General features: G+C 69.1%; 20 protein-coding genes. 3 read left to right on the forward strand and 17 right to left on the reverse strand.

Annotated features, from left to right (window positions below):
* Window positions 1-389: 389 nt before the first annotated feature.
* Window positions 390-605: a site-specific integrase gene (locus HNR30_RS41350; RefSeq protein ID WP_181615677.1), complete on the reverse strand. Its 216-nt coding sequence runs from the start codon at window positions 603-605 to the stop codon at window positions 390-392.
* A gap of 199 nt (window positions 606-804) precedes the next feature.
* Here HNR30_RS41350 and HNR30_RS41355 point away from each other — a divergent pair, with 199 nt between their 5' ends.
* Window positions 805-1,395, forward strand: a complete 591-nt coding sequence (locus HNR30_RS41355) for a GNAT family N-acetyltransferase (RefSeq protein WP_181615678.1) — start codon at window positions 805-807, stop codon at window positions 1,393-1,395.
* Window positions 1,396-1,663: 268 nt separating this feature from the next.
* Here the strand turns inward: HNR30_RS41355 and HNR30_RS41360 are convergent, their stop codons facing one another.
* The 3 genes from HNR30_RS41360 to HNR30_RS41370 form a co-directional block, all read right to left on the reverse strand.
* A complete protein-coding gene (locus tag HNR30_RS41360; protein WP_181615679.1) occupies window positions 1,664-2,965 on the reverse strand; it encodes an APC family permease in 1,302 nt (433 codons plus the stop codon).
* Window positions 2,966-3,473: 508 nt separating this feature from the next.
* On the reverse strand, window positions 3,474-3,863 hold the full coding sequence (locus HNR30_RS41365) for an SHOCT domain-containing protein (protein ID WP_181615680.1): 390 nt from the start codon (window positions 3,861-3,863) through the stop codon (window positions 3,474-3,476).
* 188 nt (window positions 3,864-4,051) lie between these two features.
* Window positions 4,052-4,339, reverse strand: coding sequence for a putative quinol monooxygenase (locus tag HNR30_RS41370; protein WP_181615681.1), 288 nt, complete (start codon window positions 4,337-4,339; stop codon window positions 4,052-4,054).
* A 188-nt stretch (window positions 4,340-4,527) separates the two neighbouring features.
* On the opposite strand from HNR30_RS41370, the gene HNR30_RS41375 reads away from it, so the two are divergent.
* Window positions 4,528-4,926, forward strand: coding sequence for a hypothetical protein (locus HNR30_RS41375; RefSeq protein ID WP_181615682.1), 399 nt, complete (start codon window positions 4,528-4,530; stop codon window positions 4,924-4,926).
* 205 nt (window positions 4,927-5,131) lie between these two features.
* Here the strand turns inward: HNR30_RS41375 and HNR30_RS41380 are convergent, their stop codons facing one another.
* From HNR30_RS41380 to HNR30_RS41390, 3 genes are all read right to left on the reverse strand, one after another.
* Window positions 5,132-5,623, reverse strand: coding sequence for a GNAT family N-acetyltransferase (locus HNR30_RS41380; RefSeq protein WP_181615683.1), 492 nt, complete (start codon window positions 5,621-5,623; stop codon window positions 5,132-5,134).
* Window positions 5,624-5,856: 233 nt separating this feature from the next.
* Window positions 5,857-6,042 (reverse strand): hypothetical protein, encoded by a 186-nt coding sequence (locus HNR30_RS41385; protein WP_181615684.1) that lies wholly within the window; start codon window positions 6,040-6,042, stop codon window positions 5,857-5,859.
* Window positions 6,043-6,150: 108 nt separating this feature from the next.
* Entirely contained in the window at window positions 6,151-6,396 is a 246-nt protein-coding gene (locus HNR30_RS41390) for a hypothetical protein (protein WP_181615685.1), read from the reverse strand.
* Between the two features lie 743 nt (window positions 6,397-7,139).
* On the opposite strand from HNR30_RS41390, the gene HNR30_RS41395 reads away from it, so the two are divergent.
* Window positions 7,140-7,520 carry a VOC family protein gene (locus tag HNR30_RS41395; protein ID WP_181615686.1) on the forward strand — a complete coding sequence of 127 codons (381 nt, stop codon included), beginning with the start codon at window positions 7,140-7,142 and terminating at the stop codon, window positions 7,518-7,520.
* Here the strand turns inward: HNR30_RS41395 and HNR30_RS41400 are convergent.
* The 10 genes from HNR30_RS41400 to HNR30_RS41445 form a co-directional block, all read right to left on the reverse strand.
* Window positions 7,475-8,563, reverse strand: coding sequence for a serine hydrolase domain-containing protein (locus tag HNR30_RS41400; protein WP_181615687.1), 1,089 nt, complete (start codon window positions 8,561-8,563; stop codon window positions 7,475-7,477). The two genes, HNR30_RS41395 and HNR30_RS41400, sit on opposite strands and share 46 nt — an antisense overlap.
* A 43-nt stretch (window positions 8,564-8,606) precedes the next feature.
* A complete protein-coding gene (locus tag HNR30_RS41405; protein ID WP_312895018.1) occupies window positions 8,607-9,359 on the reverse strand; it encodes a DUF899 domain-containing protein in 753 nt (250 codons plus the stop codon).
* Between the two features lie 6 nt (window positions 9,360-9,365).
* Window positions 9,366-9,695, reverse strand: a complete 330-nt coding sequence (locus HNR30_RS41410; protein ID WP_181615688.1) for an ArsR/SmtB family transcription factor — start codon at window positions 9,693-9,695, stop codon at window positions 9,366-9,368.
* Window positions 9,682-10,119, reverse strand: a complete 438-nt coding sequence (locus tag HNR30_RS41415; RefSeq protein WP_181615689.1) for an SRPBCC domain-containing protein — start codon at window positions 10,117-10,119, stop codon at window positions 9,682-9,684. The genes HNR30_RS41410 and HNR30_RS41415 overlap by 14 nt, the downstream gene beginning before the upstream one ends.
* Before the next feature lie 74 nt (window positions 10,120-10,193).
* Window positions 10,194-14,141, reverse strand: a complete 3,948-nt coding sequence (locus HNR30_RS41420; protein ID WP_181615690.1) for a prealbumin-like fold domain-containing protein — start codon at window positions 14,139-14,141, stop codon at window positions 10,194-10,196.
* Between the two features lie 103 nt (window positions 14,142-14,244).
* Window positions 14,245-14,835 (reverse strand): dihydrofolate reductase family protein, encoded by a 591-nt coding sequence (locus HNR30_RS41425; RefSeq protein WP_181615691.1) that lies wholly within the window; start codon window positions 14,833-14,835, stop codon window positions 14,245-14,247.
* Complete coding sequence (locus HNR30_RS41430) at window positions 14,832-15,656, reverse strand: metalloregulator ArsR/SmtB family transcription factor (protein ID WP_181615692.1); 825 nt, start codon at window positions 15,654-15,656, stop codon at window positions 14,832-14,834. The genes HNR30_RS41425 and HNR30_RS41430 overlap by 4 nt, the downstream gene beginning before the upstream one ends.
* Before the next feature lie 45 nt (window positions 15,657-15,701).
* Window positions 15,702-16,496 carry an SDR family NAD(P)-dependent oxidoreductase gene (locus HNR30_RS41435; RefSeq protein ID WP_181615693.1) on the reverse strand — a complete coding sequence of 265 codons (795 nt, stop codon included), beginning with the start codon at window positions 16,494-16,496 and terminating at the stop codon, window positions 15,702-15,704.
* A gap of 28 nt (window positions 16,497-16,524) precedes the next feature.
* The gene (locus HNR30_RS41440; protein ID WP_181615694.1) at window positions 16,525-16,962 is read right to left on the reverse strand and encodes an SRPBCC domain-containing protein; all 438 of its coding nucleotides are present in this window, start codon (window positions 16,960-16,962) and stop codon (window positions 16,525-16,527) included.
* Window positions 16,963-16,976: 14 nt separating this feature from the next.
* Complete coding sequence (locus HNR30_RS41445; RefSeq protein ID WP_181615695.1) at window positions 16,977-17,867, reverse strand: LysR family transcriptional regulator; 891 nt, start codon at window positions 17,865-17,867, stop codon at window positions 16,977-16,979.
* Window positions 17,868-17,882 lie beyond the last annotated feature (15 nt).

Below are 17,882 nucleotides of genomic sequence, written 5' to 3' on the forward strand. Positions count from 1 at the left end.
AACTCCGGCGGATAGTTGTTCGGCACAGTGAACTCCTTCTTCTGGGAACCAGGGTCCCTCAGAGATCAGGTGTCCATCAAACCGGGGCAAGACCACAATCCCGCGACGCGGAAAACCTTGATCGCGTGCCAGATTCGTGCCAGAACAGTTGGACAGTCGCGGTCTCTCACGGTCACCCATGGGCAAGCGACCCGTGTCGACCCGCACCCCCGTTCTCCCAGGTGAGCACGGAAAGATCAGCAGCCGGTTCCCAAGCCGACAGCGCGGGTTCGATTCCCGTCACCCGCTCTCATCATGAAAGCCCAGGTCGGGTGAGGTTGTCGAGCCTGGACTTTGATCTTGTCGAGGCTCGATTTCGCTGTCGCGCCAGAACGGTTGATCTCGTGGCTTCAGTCGACCGGCGTGAGGGCCCATGATGACCTCTGACAGAGGGACGGCGCGTACTCAGCATCCGTTCTGGGGCGTTGGGTGACCAGTTCGCCGGTCTTCATCTCGGAGACCGAGTTCTCGATCCGGACGGTTCGCGCGTCGAGGTCGAGGTTGTGCTGTCTAAGGGCCGCCAGTTCGCCCCACCTCAGACTGCCGAAAGTCGCGAGGAGGATCAAGGGCGGCGCTCCGTGCGCCACGCGGCCCGCAGGCCAGCCAAGCCGCGGATTGGTCCCGAGACCCACAGAGAATGGCAGGGGCTTACTCACTGGCCCACCCCTCCTGTTCCCGGGTCTTTGGCCGCGAGACCAACACATAGGCGTCTTCTATCCAGTATCCGCAGGTAAGAAGCGTGAGGCACACGGATAGGCTGACGCGGTGCTAAATCACGTAGAGACCGACCGGTTGTTGCTGCGCCGCATCACCGAAGACGACGCTGACAATCTGGTGGAGCTGGACAGCGATCCCGAGGTCATGCGCCACCTGAGCGGAGGCGTGCCGACATCACGAGAAAAGATCGTCGGAGAGATCCTCCCCCGCATCCTGAGCTACACCGGCGACCAAGGGTTCTTCGCCGCGATCGAGAAATCGACCGGGGACTTCCTGGGCTGGTTCCTCCTGCGTGCCAAGCATGGTGAGCCCGAGGATGAACCGGAGTTGGGTTACCGGTTGCGCAAGATCGCTTGGGGGAAGGGCTATGCCACCGAAGGATCGGTTGCCCTGATCACGAAAGCTTTCACCGAGCTGGGAGCCCGACGGGTATACGCGGAGACCCTGGCAGCCAACATCGGATCGCGACGGGTGATGGAGAAGGCAGGGCTCCAGTACGTGCGCACGTTCTCCATCGACGGCTCAAAGCAGGAGGCAGTGGAGTACGAACTACTCAGGGCCGCCTGGGAGGAGACGCTTCCGGCAGGGGCACTCCGGCTCCGGGATGATGTCCACGCAGAGCCTGAGCTTCGCAAGTAGCTGGGGTGGAACCCTGATGATCAGGCGGGCGGGGGCGCGCATTGCGCGAGTACCACCAGGTCGCGAGCTGATCATCGTGCTATTGGACGAGAGGGATTCACGAGTCGCGCGGGATCGGTTTCCCGCGCAGCTCAGTGCCCTGACGAGCCGGGATCACTGCAGTTCCCAAGCCGACACCGCGGGTTCGATTCTCGTCACGCGCTCTCATGCGGAAAGCCCAGTCAGGGGGTGACCCTGAGGCCGGGCTCTCGTTGCTCCTACCCTGCCCTCAGGTGTGTGGTCTGACCCAGGAGCCTGCGACGCGTAGGTGGCGTCGCTTCCAGCCGTAGTCCAGGGCGATGCTGATGACGAGGATGACCACGATCGCCACGATCGCGGCGGGCTCGTGAATGAGCGTGGTGAAGATGAAGGTGAGCAGGACCAGCCCCGCCGATCCCACCGCGAGGCTGAGGATCAGCGGGCTCGCGCCCGTCTCGTGCCGGACACGGAAGTGGGCGACCGTGATGAACGTGAAGATCAGCAGAGCGACGGCGCTGCCGATCGAGGCGATGGCGTCCAGGTTGAAGAACAGCGCGAGGACCAGGCACACGGCGGCCGCGACCAGCAGTCCGACTGAGGCGCGGCCGCCTAGCTTGTGGGCCATGACCGGTGGGAACTGCTGGGTCTCCGCCAGGCGTTCGGACAGGCCGACCGCCGGGTACAGGCCGGCGTTCGTCGCGCCGGCGGTGGAGAACAGTGCGGTCACCGTCATCAGCCAGTACCCCGCGGCGCCGAGCGTCGGTTCGGCGGCCACCGCGAGGGCCGTCCCGCCGGAGGCGATGACCTCGTCGACGGTCAGGGTGCTGAAGACGCCGATGGCGATCGCCACGTAGATCAAGGTGGCGACGCCCAGTGCCAGGAACATCGCCCGGGGAAGCTGCCGGGACGGGTTCGGCAAGTCCTTGGCGGTGAACGTGATGATGCCGAAACCCAGGAAGGCGAAGAAGGTGAGTGCGACGCTGGAGACGATGTCGCGCACCGACGGATACCCCGACGGCGCCAGCAGCGAGAAGCTCCCGCTCGCGATGGTGACCACCGCGAACACGACGAGAATCGCCAGGACGACGTAGACGATGACGGTCTGCGCCTTCACCACCAGCCGGGAGCCGACGATGTTGACGAGGGTCATCACGATGATGATCAGCGCCGCGAACGCCGTCGCCCAGCCCTTGCTCTCTCCCGCGAACGCGGAGCTGGCGTAGTTCCCGAACGAGACCGCCACCATGGCCGTCACGATGCCGTTCGCCACGTAGATCAGCCAGGCGGTGATTCCGGTGACGTGGCCGTTGCCCATGCCCTTCGCCACGTACTCCAGCAGGCCGCCCGCCGAGGGGTAGCGCGCGCCGAGTTTGGCGAAGGAGTAGCCCTGAAGCGCGGCGATCGCTCCGGCGAGCAGAAAGGAGATCCAGACGGCGGACCCCGCCACCTCTCCGGCGGCGCCCAGCAGGGCGAAGATCCCGGCCCCCACCATGGCTCCCACGCCGATGAACGCCGCTTGCCGTACGTTCATCGTCTTCGTTGCTGAGCTCATCTCGAACCCCGCTTTCGCCATCTCCCCGACGGGAAGTACCGATGGAGGCGGACTGCGTTGGCGTGGATCGGCTCAGGGGGCCTCTTCCACACCCCCGCGAGGTCGCTGAGTGGTCCGGACCCCGAGGTGCCTCCACGTCCTCAGTTCCCGCAGGGTCTCCAGAGCCGGGCGGTGTCTACGACGGACGGAGCCCAGAGCCCTCGCCGTCCCTGCTCCGGCGGATTTGCCGTCGGCGCTCACCGTCGTCTGCATGCGCGGCGAATGTCGCGGCCCGGGACACGGCGGGCGCACGGCTGGCGCATGCGCACCTGCCGTGCCGCCTCACGCGGATCCCGGTCACTGGACGCCGCTCGGCGCTCTGGAAGACAGGACGCTCGCCGTACGAACGGCGACGCCGAAGCCGTCGCCGTTCGTGATGGCCTCCGCGAGCCGGGCGTTCGGACCCCAAGCGACGAGCGAGTGGACCGGCCGGACCGAGAGGCTCCGGCCGGATACGCCCTGGACATGGTCAGGTCCCGGCAAGGATCTTGGCCTTGACCTGCTCGTACTCCTCGGCGGTGATGTCGCCCTGCCGCTTCAGCTCGGCGAGCTTGACCAGGTCGTCGGCGGTGCCCGAATCGGCGGTCTCGCGGACGTAGGCGCGGAACGCCTGCTCGTTGGCATGCAACCTGTTCATCTCCCGCTCGCCCATGCCCTTGCCGCGCGCGATCAGGTAGATGAGGACGCCGATGAAGGGCAGCAGGATGAGAAGGAGGACCCAGCCGGTCTTGCCCCACCCGCTGACGGTGTCGTCGCGGAAGAGGTCCCCGATGATGCGGAAGAGCAGCATGAACCAGAGGACCCACATGAAGAAGACGAACATGGTCCAGAAGAGGTCGAGAAGAGGGTAGCCGTTCATGTGGACGTCCTCTCACTGATCCGGGAGACGCTCACATCCACAATCGGAGTAGTGGCGTCCCCCCTGCGACTCTCGGACGAATCCGGGGGGACACCTCCATATTGCGGCGATATGGGTAAAGGTGGCAGTTAGGGGACGCCACGATTAGGTAAGGCGAGTCGCGCGCCCGCCGTCGCTGAACGAGCGCCTCAGGTCAGCGACCGCACATCCGCGACGTCATACTCCGCAACCTCGGCACCCAGCATCGCGGCCCCCTGCTCATCGCTGGGCCCTTCGCCACGGAACGCCTCCACCGCAGCCTGCGACTCCCACCGCTCGAAGACGTTGACCCGCCCGGCGTCCACCAGGTCCGCGGCGATGGAGAAATCAAGGCACCCGGGCGCACGACGAGCCTGCTCGACGACCTCGGCGCACCCCATCAGATAAGCCTCACGCTCCTGCGGTTCGACAACGATGTGCCCTGCGACGATCACCATCTGCTGCTCCTCGTGAATCGAAACCGTCCGTCACCGACGACTGACTGCGGGGCGAGGCGAATCTCATCGGCGACCCAGGGCTGACACCCGCCGCGGCCGCCATGTCAGTACGGCGACCGGTTCGCGTCAGCACGGCCCGAGAAAGTCAACCCATCGAAACCGTCCCACACACCACGGAGTTCACCACCATGACCCTCTCCCTCACCACCCAGGACAAGTCCACCCTCCGCACCGCCGCCTACGGCGCCGTCGCCCTGGTGGCCGCCGCCGGTGCTGCCGGGTCGCCGCACAAGATGGCCACCGCCGGGACCCTCGCCCTGACCGCCGCCACTGGCCCGGTCGGCCACGTGCTGGCGGCCAGGAGCAACGACATCCACCTGTACGGCAAGGCGGTCGCCCACCTCGCTGACCAGGTGCTGCCCGCTCTGAGCGCGACCATGGACCTGCTCGGCAGGCAGAACCCCGCTGAGGCGGGCAACTTCCGCGGCGCCGTCCTCGTGGCCATCGAGGCCGCGAGCCGGGGCGTGTCCAACCCCTCGGTCGCCGCGATGGCGGGCAAGATCGTCGCAGCGCTCGACGCCGCGTGATGGTGCCGCGTCCTCCGCACAGGAGCAGGCGGACCGGAGAGGCGGATTTCACCGGTCCGGGGTCCCGCGACAAGCTCGACCCCGGACCGCGTGATCACCTGGCCGCATGCCGAGGCCGGACAGGGATCTTCGCCGATGGCCGTGCACAGCTGTATGGTCACTGCTGGCATTCAGACCGGGGCGCCGAAAGACCACCGCCTCTGGGTCAGCCCATGTCGACGCTCCACCGAAGCTCCCCGTCGTGCCATTCACCCGTGGGGCTGAGCCCCGCGGCAGTGGCCACGGCCGCCGACGCCCGATGGTCGGGGTGGATGTGCGCGACAACGGTGCGCACCTGCTGCAGGCTGAGCCACGCCACGAGCCCGCGTGCCGCCTCCGCGGCGATGCCGCGCCCCTGCCAGGGAGTCCCCACGACCCACGAGATCTCGGCGACCGGCCCAGGGCCCACGGTCGCCTGAACCGTCCCCGTCAGGCAGGACTCCTCCCGCAACCTGATCACCCAGTTCAACCAGGAGATCTCCGGGTCGGGGGAGCCCGTGACCAGGCGCTGGTAGCGCTCGCGCAGAGCTTGCGGACTGTACGGCTCGCCGCCGATGAAGGTGTGCAGGGCGGGATCCGACAACACCGCGGCCATCTCCTCGGCGTGCTCGACGAGAAGCGGCAGCAGGTCCAGCCGCTCGGTGCTGATGGCGCTCATGGTGATGTCCCGTTCTTCGATCAATCGAGCCGGCTGAGTTCGGCTGCCTGTACGCCCGCCGGAAGCGGCCCCAGGCCGCGAGCATACGGAGTACGGTGCCGCTGGTGCTCGGCCAGGTCCGCTGTGCCGTACGGGACGTTCCTGGCTCCGGACGAACGGAGTGCGATGACCATGGACGTCGACGACAGGGACGACGCAGCGGACGGACCACACCAGACCTGCGCACCTGAACCCTATTCAAGCCGCTCGCACACCAATGGATGGCCCGCCTCCCCGCGCGCGAAGCCGCTGCCGTCGAACCGAGCTCCGGCAGCCCACCCGGCCAGCCACTCGGTCATGGTCTCCGCATGCAGTTCACCGTTCTCGGCCTCGTGCTTGATGAGCATCACCGGCCACTGTTCCGGAACGCCCGAGGTCATCCATCCGAGGTGATCGCCGTCAATGGTGGACCCCCAGAGGAAGAAGCCGCCTGGCTCAGGCCACATGGCAAGCGTGTACTCCTCGGGCCAGTCCTCTCTGAGGCCCCGCTAGAAGTCCATCCATTCCGGAACGCCGGCGATTACTTCTGGACTCCACCCTCGAGGGTCCGAGATCGCCAGCCACCGGGCGAAACCGGAACTCCCATACCGTTCGGCGAAGGCGACGAAATCGCTCGGAAGCACCAACCCGAGCTCGGTGAAGATCTCATCCCAGGGGCGGGTGCCGAACAGCGGTGCATCCGGCGGTGGGACCAGAGCCGTCAGACGATCGAGAGCGGAAAGATCGCGAGCCACGCTGCGACTGTAGCGGGACGCGGTTGATGACACTCCTGACCGGCAGCAGCAGCCCGCAACGAGGTCGGCGTTCCGCGATCTCAATCTCCGAAGTAAGGCCGCCGCCGCTGCCGCCACCAGGGCCAGTCGGGGGAGGCGAGCGGATCGGGTGTGGTCCTCGCGACGAACCTCCTGTCGACAGGAAGCACCAGGCCGTAGAGGTAGGGCGTGGCCCAATCGGGGAGCGAGGTGAGTATCCGCTCCAGGTCCCCCCGCGGGTCGATCTCCCAGGAGCATCCACCGCACGAGCACGTCCGTAGCATCTGGGTGCTGGTGCCGGGAATGACGTCCTGAGTCCAGGCCGCGAGGGCCGCCGCTACGTCACCTGGCCGAAGGGTCGTGTGTTCGAGGGCCGTGACCGCGGCCATGGGGCGGGCCGGGAGGCCGGGGACCTGGTGGATCGAGGGTCGGTGGGTTCCGCAGCGCATCCGTCGCGGGCGGACCATCGAAGGGCGCCTACGCGGCATGGCCCTTTCTGTTTGTCGTCATGCTGTTGATGATCTCATAGCGAGGATCTTGTCCGCGATGAACCGGTCGACACACGCGGCGAGGCAGGTGGAGGATCGGCCCGTCGCTCAGGCCGAGGAACCAGAACGCGCGACCCCGCTCCATCCGCAGCCCAGGGCGGCTGGGCCCGGACAGGCCACGAGCGCTACCGTACAGACCGGTAGCCGTCTCCGCCGAACCCCCACGGATGGACCCCCATGAAGATCAGGCACCGAATGATCGTCCTGGACGCGGCCGACATCCACGCCGTGAGTGCCTTCTGGGCCGGCCTGCTGGGCGGCACCGTCGAGCCGGGTGAGCGGTGGCACAACGTCTGGGTCGACGGCACCTGGCAGCTGGGCGTGCAGCTCGCCCCCGACCACGTCCCGCCCGACTGGCCGGGCGGCGCCTCCCAGCAGATCCACCTCGACTTCTACGTCGACGACTTCGACGCCGCGCACGAGCAGGTGATCGCGCTGGGCGGTCGCCTGCTCAAGGCGGCCGAGGACCGCGGCGCGACGTACGGGGTGCAGGTGTACGCCGATCCCGCCGGTCACCCGTTCTGTCTGTGCTGGCTGCCGGCCGCGACGCCGTCGTAGGCGGCCAGGACGATCGCGAGGGCCCGGGAGTAGCCGTCCTCCCACAGGATCTGGTTCATGACGTACGACACCGTCATGCGCAGGTCGAGGTCGACCAGGACCAGCGACCCTCCCCAGCCGCCCCACGAGCACGTGCGGCCCTCCAGCCGGTAGCCCAGGCCCCACCGGATCGGGGTGCCCAGGAGGCGGTCCTCGCCGTTGAACTGTTCTTCGAGGACGCGTTCGCAGCCGGCCGCCGACAGCAGCCGTACGCCGCGGTAGGTGCCGCCGGAGGCCAGGACGGACTGGACGGCGCCGACCGAGCGGGCGTTGCCGAAGCCGCCGACGGTGGGATTGCCGGCGCGACGCCAGTCGGCGGTGTTGGCGTCGGACACGCCGAGGGCGAAGCCTTCCGGCCTGTCGCCGTCGGGTGCGGCGAGCAGGGGAGCGACGCGGTGGTCGTGTTCGGCGGGCACCCCGATGTGGAAGTCGGCGCCCAGGGGTCCTGCCACCTCCTCGGCGAAGAAGGTGCCGAGGCTGCGGCCGGTGAGGCGGCGGACGACCTCGCCGATGAGGAAGCCGTAGGTGAGGGAGTGGTAGCCCGCCGCCGTGCCCGGCTGCCACCGGGGGGTCTGGGCGGCCAGGCGTGAGGTGGCCGGAGACCAGGCGTACATGTCGGCGAGCGTGGTCGGCTCGTCCCAGTCGGGCAGGCCGGCGGTGTGGCCGAGGAGGTGGCGGACCCGCACGTCGTGCTTGCCCGCGGCCGCGAACTCGGGCCAGTAGCGGGCGACGGGCGCGTCGAGGTCCAGGTCGCCGCGGTCGGCCAGGATGAGCGCGCAGAGGGCGGTCATGGTCTTGGTGGTGGACCAGACGCTGGTGATCGTGTCGCGCTGCCAGGGTAAGGAGCGGGCCTCGTCGAGGTGTCCGCCCCAGATGTCGACCACCGGCTCGTCGCCGACATGGACCGCGGCGGAGGCGCCGACGTCGTCGCCGTCCAGCGAGTCGGCGAGCGCCTCGGCCACCTTGGAGAAGCGCGGGTCGTACGTGCCGTGAATCTCTGCCATGGGGCGCACGGTAACCACGCCGCTCTCGTCGAAGCCAACGAATTTACGCGTACTCGTCGGGCAGCCGCATCCCGGGCCCGCCGACCTGGCGCCCCAGCGGCACCGCGCGTCCCTTGGGCTCCTCCCACTCCTCCTGGCGGCCGAACACGGTCAGGTCGAGGTACGGGTAGCCGTTGTGGAACTCCTCGATGCCGCGTCCGTAGGTGGAGTAGGTGTGGAAGACCTCGTCGCCGTCGCGCACGAAGGCGCTGATGCCGGGCCATTCCGATCCCCGCATGTCCTCGGTCCACTCGTCGCCCAGTTCCTCCTTGGTGCGAAGGTGCAGGAGGACGGGCTCGACCCGGTCGTCGAGGGTGGCGTGGAAGTCGTAGTTGAAGGCTCCGCCGTACGACGAGTACCACGGGAAGCTCCACCCCATGCGCTCCTTGAACGCGGCGAGCTTCGGGTACGGCGCCCGCGACACGGCCGCGAGTGTGGTGTTGCGCGCGTGCAGCTGCCGCAGCCCGCCGATGCCGTCGGCGGCGGAGGAGCAGCTGGAGCAGGCGGCGTCCCAGTCGGGGGCGAACATGAAGTGGTGCACGACCAGCTGGGGCCGGCCTTCGAACAGGTCGAGCAGGCTCACGGTCCCGTCGGGTCCTTCGAAGGTGTACGGCTTGGCGACGCGGACCATGGGCAGCCGGCGGCGTTCGGCGTTGAGCGCGTCGCGGGTCCGGGTCAGCTCTTTCTCCTTCGCCAGCAGCTTCTTGCGGGCGGCGAGCCATTCCTCACGTGTCACCACGTCGGGCAGGTTGTTCACGATCTCTCACCCCAATCGGTCTTGGAGGGCGGCCAGCGGGCTGTCCCAGTCGCGGGCGAGCGCGGCGAGGAACTGCTGGGCGACCTTCATGGGTCCGGAGTCCAGCCGGTAGCGGATCCGGCGTCGTTCGCCCGGCTCGGCCACCACCAGTCCCGCCTCTGCGAGCAGGGTGAGGTGTTTGGTGACGGCCTGCCGGGTGATCGGCAGTTGTGCGGCCAGATCCGTCGCCGTGGCCGGGCCGCCGGCGGAGAGCGCGGCGAGGATGGCCCGGCGGGTCGGATCGGCCAGTGTGGCGAAGACCTCCTGCGCCACGGTCTCCGGGTCAGGCTCGTGCATCGAGGTATGCCACCAGCTCGCCCAGCTCGCTGGTCCAGCCCTTGGTGTTGCCGGAGTAGGCGGTCTGGTGCTCGTCGGTGTCGGGCACCTGGGCGAATCCGGTCTCGACCATGGTCAGCGTGGTGCCGCCGCCCGTGGCCTCCAGGGTGAACTCGACGTAGGTGCGTCGCGGGTCGTCTTCTGGCAGGCCGTAGATCGGCCAGGTGTAGGCGAAGACGCGGGGGGCCTCGACGCGCTGGATGGTGAGCGTGGCGGTGTCGCCGCTGTCCCAGGCGAGGGTGGCCTGGCCGCCGACGCGCAGGTCGATCTCGGCGCGGTTGCCGAACCAGGTGCCCAGGCCCTCGGCGGTGGTCAGTGCCGCCCAGACCCGCTCGGGCGGGTGGGGCAGCTGGATGGTGCGCTCGATCCGGTCGGGGAAAGCCATGTCCGCCTCCTATTGCAACCATCTGATTGCTATCCAATGTATAGCAATCAGATGGTTGCGTCAAAGGGTGGTGCTCAACGGCGCCTCGGCCGGCTGAGCCGTACGGCAAGGCCACCAAGCAGCACCAGGAACGCCCCGAGCCAGGCCGGCCACGACGGCATGCCGGTGTACGGCAGCAGCACCTCGTCGTCAGCCGCCGGGACGATCACGACGGGCGGCTGCGGCCGCGGTGCGGGCGGCGTCGGCTTCGGCGTCGGTGTGGGCGTGGGCTCCCCGCCCGGCTGCCAGCGCTTCGTGGCCGACACGGGAGCCAGGTCCGACACCTCGGCCAGCTCGTCGCCGTACTCGTCGGAGGTGATGGTTCCGTCGCCGTTGACGTCGTCCCCGATGACCCCGTTGCCGTCGCGGTCGACGTAGAGCGTCACCCCGGTCACGGTCAGCACGCCGGTCGAGGCCACCGCGGACGTCACCGTGATCCGGCAGACGCCGTCCCGCGTGCCGGGCGAGGCGCAGGTGTCGCTGACGACGCTGCTGGAGCCCGCGGGCGAAGGCTCCCAGGTCGAGGTCAAGGTGGCATCGTCGGGTACGGGCTCCCAGGTGCTCCCGTCCGCCGTGCGCTCCACAGTGGCCGTGAACACGTGCGGGTCGCCGACGTCGTTGACGGCGTCGGGGCTGAGCCGTACGCGGACGTCCCACCAGGTCTTGGCTGCCTGCACGTCGGCTGGCTCCAGATCGAAGACCATGCCGGGCGCGCCGTCGGGGTGGTCGGGATCGAAGATCGGGACGGTCCCGAAGTTCGTGCCCGCGATGCGGAGATCGTGCAGCCGCTCGAGCTCGATGGTGAGCTTGCCGGGCGACTGGCGCACGTAGACGAGCGTGCAGTCGCCGAGCTCGCTCGTGCCCGTCGAGCACGTGCTGGCGGCCTCGTCGAAGGTCGCGGAGCCGGAGACCACCCTGGCCTCGACCCTCGCGCCGCTCACTGGGGCGGGACCGGGCGCCGGGCCCGCCGGGCCGCCGAATCCGGTGACGCGGACGGTGATGACGTGCCGTTCGCCGACGAGGTTGTTCGCGCTCTGCGGCAGCAGGGCGACCGTGAAGCCGACCCACGTCTTGGTGGGCGGTGACGGAGGTACGGTCAGCGACGAGGAGGCCCAGGCGTCCGTCGTGGCGACCGACAACGTGACGCCGTCCGACACGGGGACGTCGCGCAGGCCGGTGACCGTGATCCGGCCGGTGCCGAGCGTGCTGGACCTGACCACGACGTCGCAGGTACCCGCCGAGCCGAGCGAGCAGGAGCCAGCCGGGTCGATGGTCAGGTCGTCGGAGGTGGGCACCCAGTCGTAGGTCAGCGTGCCGCCCCTGACCGGCTGCGCCGCCGCCGAGCCGACCTTCTGCGTCACGGTGAAGGTGAAGGTGTGCTCCCGGCGGATCAGGTTGACCGCGTTGGGGCGGTCGACGGAGACGTCGAAGGAGACCCAGGTCTTGGTCAGGACCGGGGCGGACCCCACGAGGGCCGGCTGGCCGTACTCGATGCGCGATTCGGTCGTGACACCCTCGCCCCTGTCGAGGAAGACGGAGATCCCGGTGACCGTGAGCGTGCCCTCGTCGGCGACCGCCGAGGTGACCGTCGCCTGGCAGGTGCCGGTGTCGTCGACCACGCACTGGTAGGCCTGCCCGCCGAGCGAGGTCACCCCCGTGCCCGTCGCCTCTCCCGGGCCGTCCCAGGTGAAGCGGATGACCGACCCGGCCTGCAGCGGGCCCTGGCCGGAGGGGTTGCCGCCGGCGTCGGTCGCGGCGAACTGGATGCCGGACAGCGTGAAGGTGTGGTCCTGGCCGGCCAGGTTGACGCCGGAGGCCTCGCCGTCGACCCGGTAGGCGCGGAAGCGCTTCTGCGAGGTGGTCGGCGGCGTGAAGGTGACGTTGAACGGGTCGGGCAGGCCGCGACCCTCGATCACGATCACGCCGGCCTCCGTGGCCGTGACGGTCACGGTGCACTGGCCGTTGGCGTCGGTGCCCGCCAGGCAGCCGTTGTCCACGGTGTAGTCGTCGAGGTCGCCCTGCGGGACGATCGCCAGGTCGGGGACGATGCCCACGACCGGCTCCTCCGTCCCGCCCGCGCCCACCTGGGTCACGGTGACGACGAAGTCGTGCGGCTCGCCCACGGCGTTCACCGCGGGGCCGCTGATCTCGATCTTGGCCTGGGTGAAGGTGTTCGTGACCGTGCAGGTCACGTCGATCGTCCTGAGAGTGTTGGCCCTGTCGCCCTCGTCCACGGTGGGGATCGAGACCTGCGGAGCGGTGGACAGCACCGTGCCGTTGCCGTCCACGCACCGCCAGGTGGCCCGGTAGCCGGGCACCGTGGTCTCGGCCAGGCCGTACACGCCTCGCTTGACCTTCCGGTCGGTCACGGCCGGTGTGCCGGTCGTGCCCGACACGGCGCCGCCGCCGTCCATCACGCCCGGGTCGCTCGCCTCGCCCGACTGGAACGTGGCGGTCAGCTCGAAGTCGGAGGCGGCCGGCGGGGTGCTGGGGTCTCCCGTGCTGTCGACGACCTTGACCAGGGTGAGCTCGGCAGGGGAGGCCGTGTTGACGATGCGGCAGACGGTGCTGCTCGTCGCGGTGATCACCACGGTCGTGGTGGGGCCGCTCCCGCAGTCCCAGGTGGTGCCGTCGAGGTAGGAGACGGGCGGCGGGTTGGCGGGGTCCTGCTGCTCCGAGAGTGTGTAGGTGCCCGGCCTCACCACGGTGGTGACGCCGTCCTTCGAGCCCTTGACCTGCACGTTCTGCGGGCCGCTCGCGTTGAGGAGCCACATGTCAGGGGTGGCGGGCGGGTTAGGCCTGGCGGTGCTGTCGACCTCCTTGATCAGCGTCAGCGACGGCGCGCGGTTCGTGATCGTGCAGGTGGCCGAGGGCTGCGAGCCGGGTGCGTACGCCGGGGGCACGACGGGCAGCTTGTCGCCCGTCGGCACTCCGTCGCTCACGAGGGTGATGGTGGCCGGCGTGGTCGACGTCAGCGTGTAGGCCTGGCACACGATCGACCGCAACGACCACGGGGCGGGCGGGCCCGACTCGGTCAGCGTGTAGTCGGGGGCGGCCAGCACCTCGTTGAAGGTGGTGGAGGGACTCCCGGGGACTGTCAGGGTCGCGCTGTATGACGCCGCTCCCGACGACTCCGCCAGCGTCACGTCGAAGGCGGCGGCCGGGTCCGGCGACTCCGGCGAGGTCTGCTTCGTGACCCGCACCATCGAGCAGGTGTTGATGACCATGCTGGGACGGAAGCCGACGTAGTCCTTCAGTTTCGCGCTGTCGCTGTTGCCCGTCTGGGTGAAGGCGTAACTGGCGGCGAAACGCTGGCAGGGAGTCTCCTCCGTGATGATCCCCGCCTCGGTGAGATCGAGGGCGAACTCGCCGAAGGAGGCCGGCGACGGGGACGAGACCGCCGCCTGGAACCCGGCCGTCTGCGGCACCTGGTTCCATCCGCTCCCGGTGTAGGAGCGCACGTAGGCGGTGGTCGCGCCGGTGTTCGACTCGTAGTCGAAGCGGATCAGGCGCACGTCGGCGTTGCTCGTGGCGCTCGCCGGGACGATCGGGATGTAGAAGCTCACCTGCCCGGGCTCGCCGGGGTTCCTGCGCCACGCGCTGTACAGGATGTAGTGCAGCTCGTCGCCCACCTGGACCGCCTCCCAGGCGGCGTAGGCGTTGCACAGGTCGGTCTTGCCCGGCACGTTGTCGCCCTGGGAGACGACGGGGCGCAGCACGTCCAGGTCGTTGAGGCTGCTGTCGCCCAGCGTGTCGTCGTCCTTGCCCGTGCACGTCTCGCTGTCGTTGCGTGTCGAGCCCTTGACGGCGGTCGCGGCGTTGTCCCAGTCGACGCCGGCGCCCGGCCGGGAGCCGTCGACGCTCATGTTGCCGTCGATCTCGAAGTCGGTCAGCCCGCCCAGGGCCGCATCGGCCAGGGGTACGTGACCTGCGATGGAAAGGGCGCATGCGGTGAAGATGGCGATCCATCTGGACGGGCGCATATGTCTCCAGAGCCGAGCAAGATCGTAAATGCTCGGAGCACCGTAACAATGCGCACCAACCCCGGAGAGAGCACCATGCGGGGGACAGACCGAATATTTGCGATCAGCGACTGCGGTCGTAGACCAGGGCGATCTCGCCGAGCTTGCCGACCTCCTGGTGGGCGAGGGTCCACGAGGTGGACGGCAGGCCGTCCTCGAACAGGCGCTGACCGCCGCCCGTGATCTCGGGGAAGATCATCAGGTAGAGCCGGTCGATCAGATCCGCCGCCAGCAGCGGCTTGATGACGCTCGCGCTGCAGTTGACGAGGATGTCGCCCTCGCCCTCGGCCTTCAGCTCGGTGACCACGTCGGCGGCGGGGGCGTTGACGACGCGGGTGCGTTCCCACGGCGCCTCGGTCAGAGTCGTCGACAGGACGACCTTCTCGGAGCCGACGAGCCACCGCGCGTAGCCGCGGTCGCGCGGGTCGGCGTCGGAGTCGACGGCGACCGGTGACCAGTAGCCCATGAAGCCCTCGGCGTTGATGCGGCCGAGCACGGCGGTGGTGGCGCTCTCGTGCAGGCGGGTCATGTGGTCGCGGGCGACGTCGGAGGTGACGTACGGGATGAAGGCCGAGAAGTCGCCGGGGCCGCCCGGCCCGTTGTAGTGGCCGTCGAGGCTGAGGTTGAGGTTGGCGGTGACCGTACGGCTGGTCATGACGTGCTCCTTGTGTCAGAGGTGGCGAGCTGGGTGGTGAGGTTGTCGAGGCTCTGCCCGAAGCCGGTCTCGATGCCGGCGATGAAGTCGGCGGAGTCGACGGTGCTGTCGGTGATCCGGTAGTTGACCTCCAGCTCCGTGCCGGCTTCGGACGCGTGCAGGGTGAAGGTCAGGTGTGAGGTGAAGGCCGCGCTGCCGTCGGGCAGCAGCGGGGACAGGCGGCAGGCCAGCCGGCGGCCGGGGTCGGCTTCGTCGACCGTGCCTTCCGCCAGGCCGGCGACCTCGTCGCTGCCGTCGAGGTCCTCGATGTCGCGGTACTCGTGGACGATCCGGCCGCCCGGGTGCGCCTGGAAGATGAGATTCGAGATGCGCAGGTCGTCGGGGGCCCACCAGCGGGCGAGCAGGGGCGTCTCGGTGAGGTGACGCCAGACCAGTTCGGGGGGAGCGCTCAGGGACCGGGAGAAGTGGAAGGCCCGCCCGTCTGCCCAGCCGCTCTCCCCGGCTGCCAGGCGTTCCGCCTCCACCGTCAGGCGGTGGCGGTCGAAGGTCTCGTGGAGCGCTCCGCTCTGGTCGGCGAGGCGGACCAGGGTGGCGGCCAGGTCGCGGAGCGGTTGGGTGCGCAGCGCGTAGATGCGCCGCTGGCCGGTGCGCTGGGAGGTGACGATGCCGGCGCGTTCGAGGGTCTGCAGGTGCTTGGTGGTCTGCGGCTGGCGTGCCTCGGCGAGCTGGGCCAGGACGCCGACCGGGCGGGGGCGCTCGGCCAGCAGGGTGACGAGCCGCCATCGTGCCGGGTCGGCCAGGGCGGCGAGGATCTCCTCCATGCGCCTAATTATTCATGGAGGAGAATATTCGTGTCAAGGAATAACTTAGGGCAGGATCGAGTCCACATAACCGCCGTCGACGCGCAGGGCGCCGCCCGTCGTCGCCGACGCCTGCGGGGAGCTGAGATACACCACCATGTTGGCGATCTCCTCGGGCTCGATCAGCCTCTGCAGCAACGACTGCGGCCGGTGCTCCCTCATGAACGCCCGCTGCGCCTCCTCCCACGGAAGGTCGCGGTCGACGAGCTCGTAGACGAAATCCTCGACCCCGCCCGTGTGGGTCGGCCCGGCCAGCACGGAGTTGACCGTGACCCCGGTCCCCGCCGCCTCCTTGGCGAAGCCGCGGGAGACGGCCAGCAGCGAGGTCTTGGTCATGCCGTAGTGGATCATCTCGGCCGGGATCGCCACGGCCGAGTCGCTCGCGATGAACTGCACCCGCCCGAACCCGCGCGCCATCATGCCCGGCAGGTACGCGCGGGTGAGCCTGATCCCGGCCAGGACGTTGACCTCGAAGTAGCGCCGCCACTCCGCGTCGTCGATCTCCAGCGCGGGACGCGAGCCGAAGATGCCCAGGTTGTTGACGAGGATGTCGACCTCGGGCAGCGCAGACACGGCGGCCGCCGCGCCCTCCTCGGTGGACAGATCCGCGGCCACCGGGACGAACTGGGCGCCGGGCACCTCGCTGGTCAGCCGGGCGGCGGCCGCCGCGGTCGAGTCCTCGCCGCGGCCGTTGAGCCCGACCCTGGCGCCCGCTCGCGCCAGGCCCGTGGCGATCGCGGCGCCGATGCCCTGGGTGGAGCCGGTGACCAGCGCCGTCTTGTCCTTGAGATCGATGAGCATGCGCGGGTACATACCCGCTGAACAGGTGCTACACCGACGGCCGGGCCTCCACGCGCTTCTTGAGCGCCTCGTTGAGCCGTTCGAAGTTGCGCTCCGTGCCCTCGATCATCTTGCCGAGGAAAGGCACCAGCAACCCCTTGAACGTCTCGCTCTGCTCGACCCGCGTGCCCCCGCCGACCGGCGTCAGCACGAACTCGTGCGCCCCGTCGAAGACGCCGGGCACGATCAGGTGCCCGAGCCAGCGCAACCTGCTGCCGGGCTCGGCCTGCAGGACCTTCGGCCGGAACGTCATCGGCTTGCCGTTCTCGGGGTGCATGCGCAACGTCAGCGTGCTCCCCACCCTGGCCTCGCCCGCTCCCTGCTGGATGAACGGGTTCCACGCCTGGTAGCCGGCGAAGTCGACGAGAACGGCCCAGACCTGCTCGGGTGTCGCCTGGATGTCGATCGAGGTACTGATGTGACGCATGTGATCAATCCTTCTCAGAGAGCCAACGGCCCATGGTCCCGTACGGCATCGGCGAAGCCGTGCACCAGGCCACCCGGATCGGTGTCACAACGCCAGACCAGGGCCCAGCGAGCCAGGGGAGCGTCGTGAACGGGCACGTAGACGATGTCGGGCCGGGCGAAGTATCGAGCGGTCTGGGCGTGCACGAGGCACACGCCCTCGCCCGACGTGACCACGGCGAACACCTCGAGCAGATCGTGGACCTGCGGTCCTGTGCGGATGGGCCGGCCGCTGGGTGTGTGGACCGGCAGGAGGGCCTCGCGCCAGTAGCGCGGCATCGAGGCGTCGACGACGATCTCGTCGGCGAGCACCTCCAGCGACACCGACTCCTGCGCGGCGAGCGGATGGCCGGCGGGCACGATCAGGACGATCGGCTCGCTGAACAGGACGGGCCCCACCGTCAGATCGCCCTCCTGGACGGGCAGCCACAACACGGCGAGGTCGACCTCGCCCCTGCGCAGCGGGCCGAACGGGTCGCTGAAGGTCATGCTGCGGATCTGGAGGTCGGCCAGGGGGTGGCGTCCGGCGAAGAGATCGAGGACGGGGCGCAGGTCGCGGGCGATGCCGCCGCCGATCATGCCGAGCCGCAGCGACTCGCGCTTGTCGCGGGCGGCGAGCGCGGCCCGGTCGATGCTGTCCTTGAGTGCCTGGTAGGCCTGCGTGAGGTCGCGTCGCAGCTGCTCGCCCAGCGGCGTCAGCCGTACGGAACGGCTGGTCCGGTGGAAGAGCGGGGCGCCTACCGCGCGCTCCTGCTTCCTGATCGCCTGGCTGATGCGGGCGCTGGTCACGTGCAGGCGCTCCGCCGTACGCCCGAAGTGGAGCTCCTCACAGAGGGTCAGGAAGATCTCGATATCGCGGATTTCCACGCTGGCTCCATGACC

The sequence above is a fragment of the Nonomuraea soli genome, assembly GCF_013761175.1.
GTDB classification, from domain to species: domain Bacteria; phylum Actinomycetota; class Actinomycetes; order Streptosporangiales; family Streptosporangiaceae; genus Nonomuraea; species Nonomuraea soli.

Excerpts from the sequence above, each read along its gene's own strand:
- HNR30_RS41400 (WP_181615687.1), bottom strand. The coding sequence starts at position 8,563 with ATGGCAGAGATTCACGGCACGTACGACCCGCGCTTCTCCAAGGTGGCC.
- HNR30_RS41435 (WP_181615693.1), bottom strand. The coding sequence starts at position 16,496 with ATGCTCATCGATCTCAAGGACAAGACGGCGCTGGTCACCGGCTCCACC.
- HNR30_RS41375 (WP_181615682.1), top strand. The coding sequence starts at position 4,528 with ATGACCCTCTCCCTCACCACCCAGGACAAGTCCACCCTCCGCACCGCC.
- HNR30_RS41410 (WP_181615688.1), bottom strand. The coding sequence starts at position 9,695 with ATGCACGAGCCTGACCCGGAGACCGTGGCGCAGGAGGTCTTCGCCACA.
- HNR30_RS41365 (WP_181615680.1), bottom strand. The coding sequence starts at position 3,863 with ATGAACGGCTACCCTCTTCTCGACCTCTTCTGGACCATGTTCGTCTTC.
- HNR30_RS41430 (WP_181615692.1), bottom strand. The coding sequence starts at position 15,656 with ATGGAGGAGATCCTCGCCGCCCTGGCCGACCCGGCACGATGGCGGCTC.
- HNR30_RS41380 (WP_181615683.1), bottom strand. The coding sequence starts at position 5,623 with ATGAGCGCCATCAGCACCGAGCGGCTGGACCTGCTGCCGCTTCTCGTC.
- HNR30_RS41415 (WP_181615689.1), bottom strand. The coding sequence starts at position 10,119 with ATGGCTTTCCCCGACCGGATCGAGCGCACCATCCAGCTGCCCCACCCG.
- HNR30_RS41420 (WP_181615690.1), bottom strand. The coding sequence starts at position 14,141 with ATGCGCCCGTCCAGATGGATCGCCATCTTCACCGCATGCGCCCTTTCC.
- HNR30_RS41385 (WP_181615684.1), bottom strand. The coding sequence starts at position 6,042 with ATGACCTCGGGCGTTCCGGAACAGTGGCCGGTGATGCTCATCAAGCAC.
- HNR30_RS41360 (WP_181615679.1), bottom strand. The coding sequence starts at position 2,965 with ATGAGCTCAGCAACGAAGACGATGAACGTACGGCAAGCGGCGTTCATC.
- HNR30_RS41395 (WP_181615686.1), top strand. The coding sequence starts at position 7,140 with ATGAAGATCAGGCACCGAATGATCGTCCTGGACGCGGCCGACATCCAC.
- HNR30_RS41440 (WP_181615694.1), bottom strand. The coding sequence starts at position 16,962 with ATGCGTCACATCAGTACCTCGATCGACATCCAGGCGACACCCGAGCAG.
- HNR30_RS41370 (WP_181615681.1), bottom strand. The coding sequence starts at position 4,339 with ATGGTGATCGTCGCAGGGCACATCGTTGTCGAACCGCAGGAGCGTGAG.
- HNR30_RS41425 (WP_181615691.1), bottom strand. The coding sequence starts at position 14,835 with ATGACCAGCCGTACGGTCACCGCCAACCTCAACCTCAGCCTCGACGGC.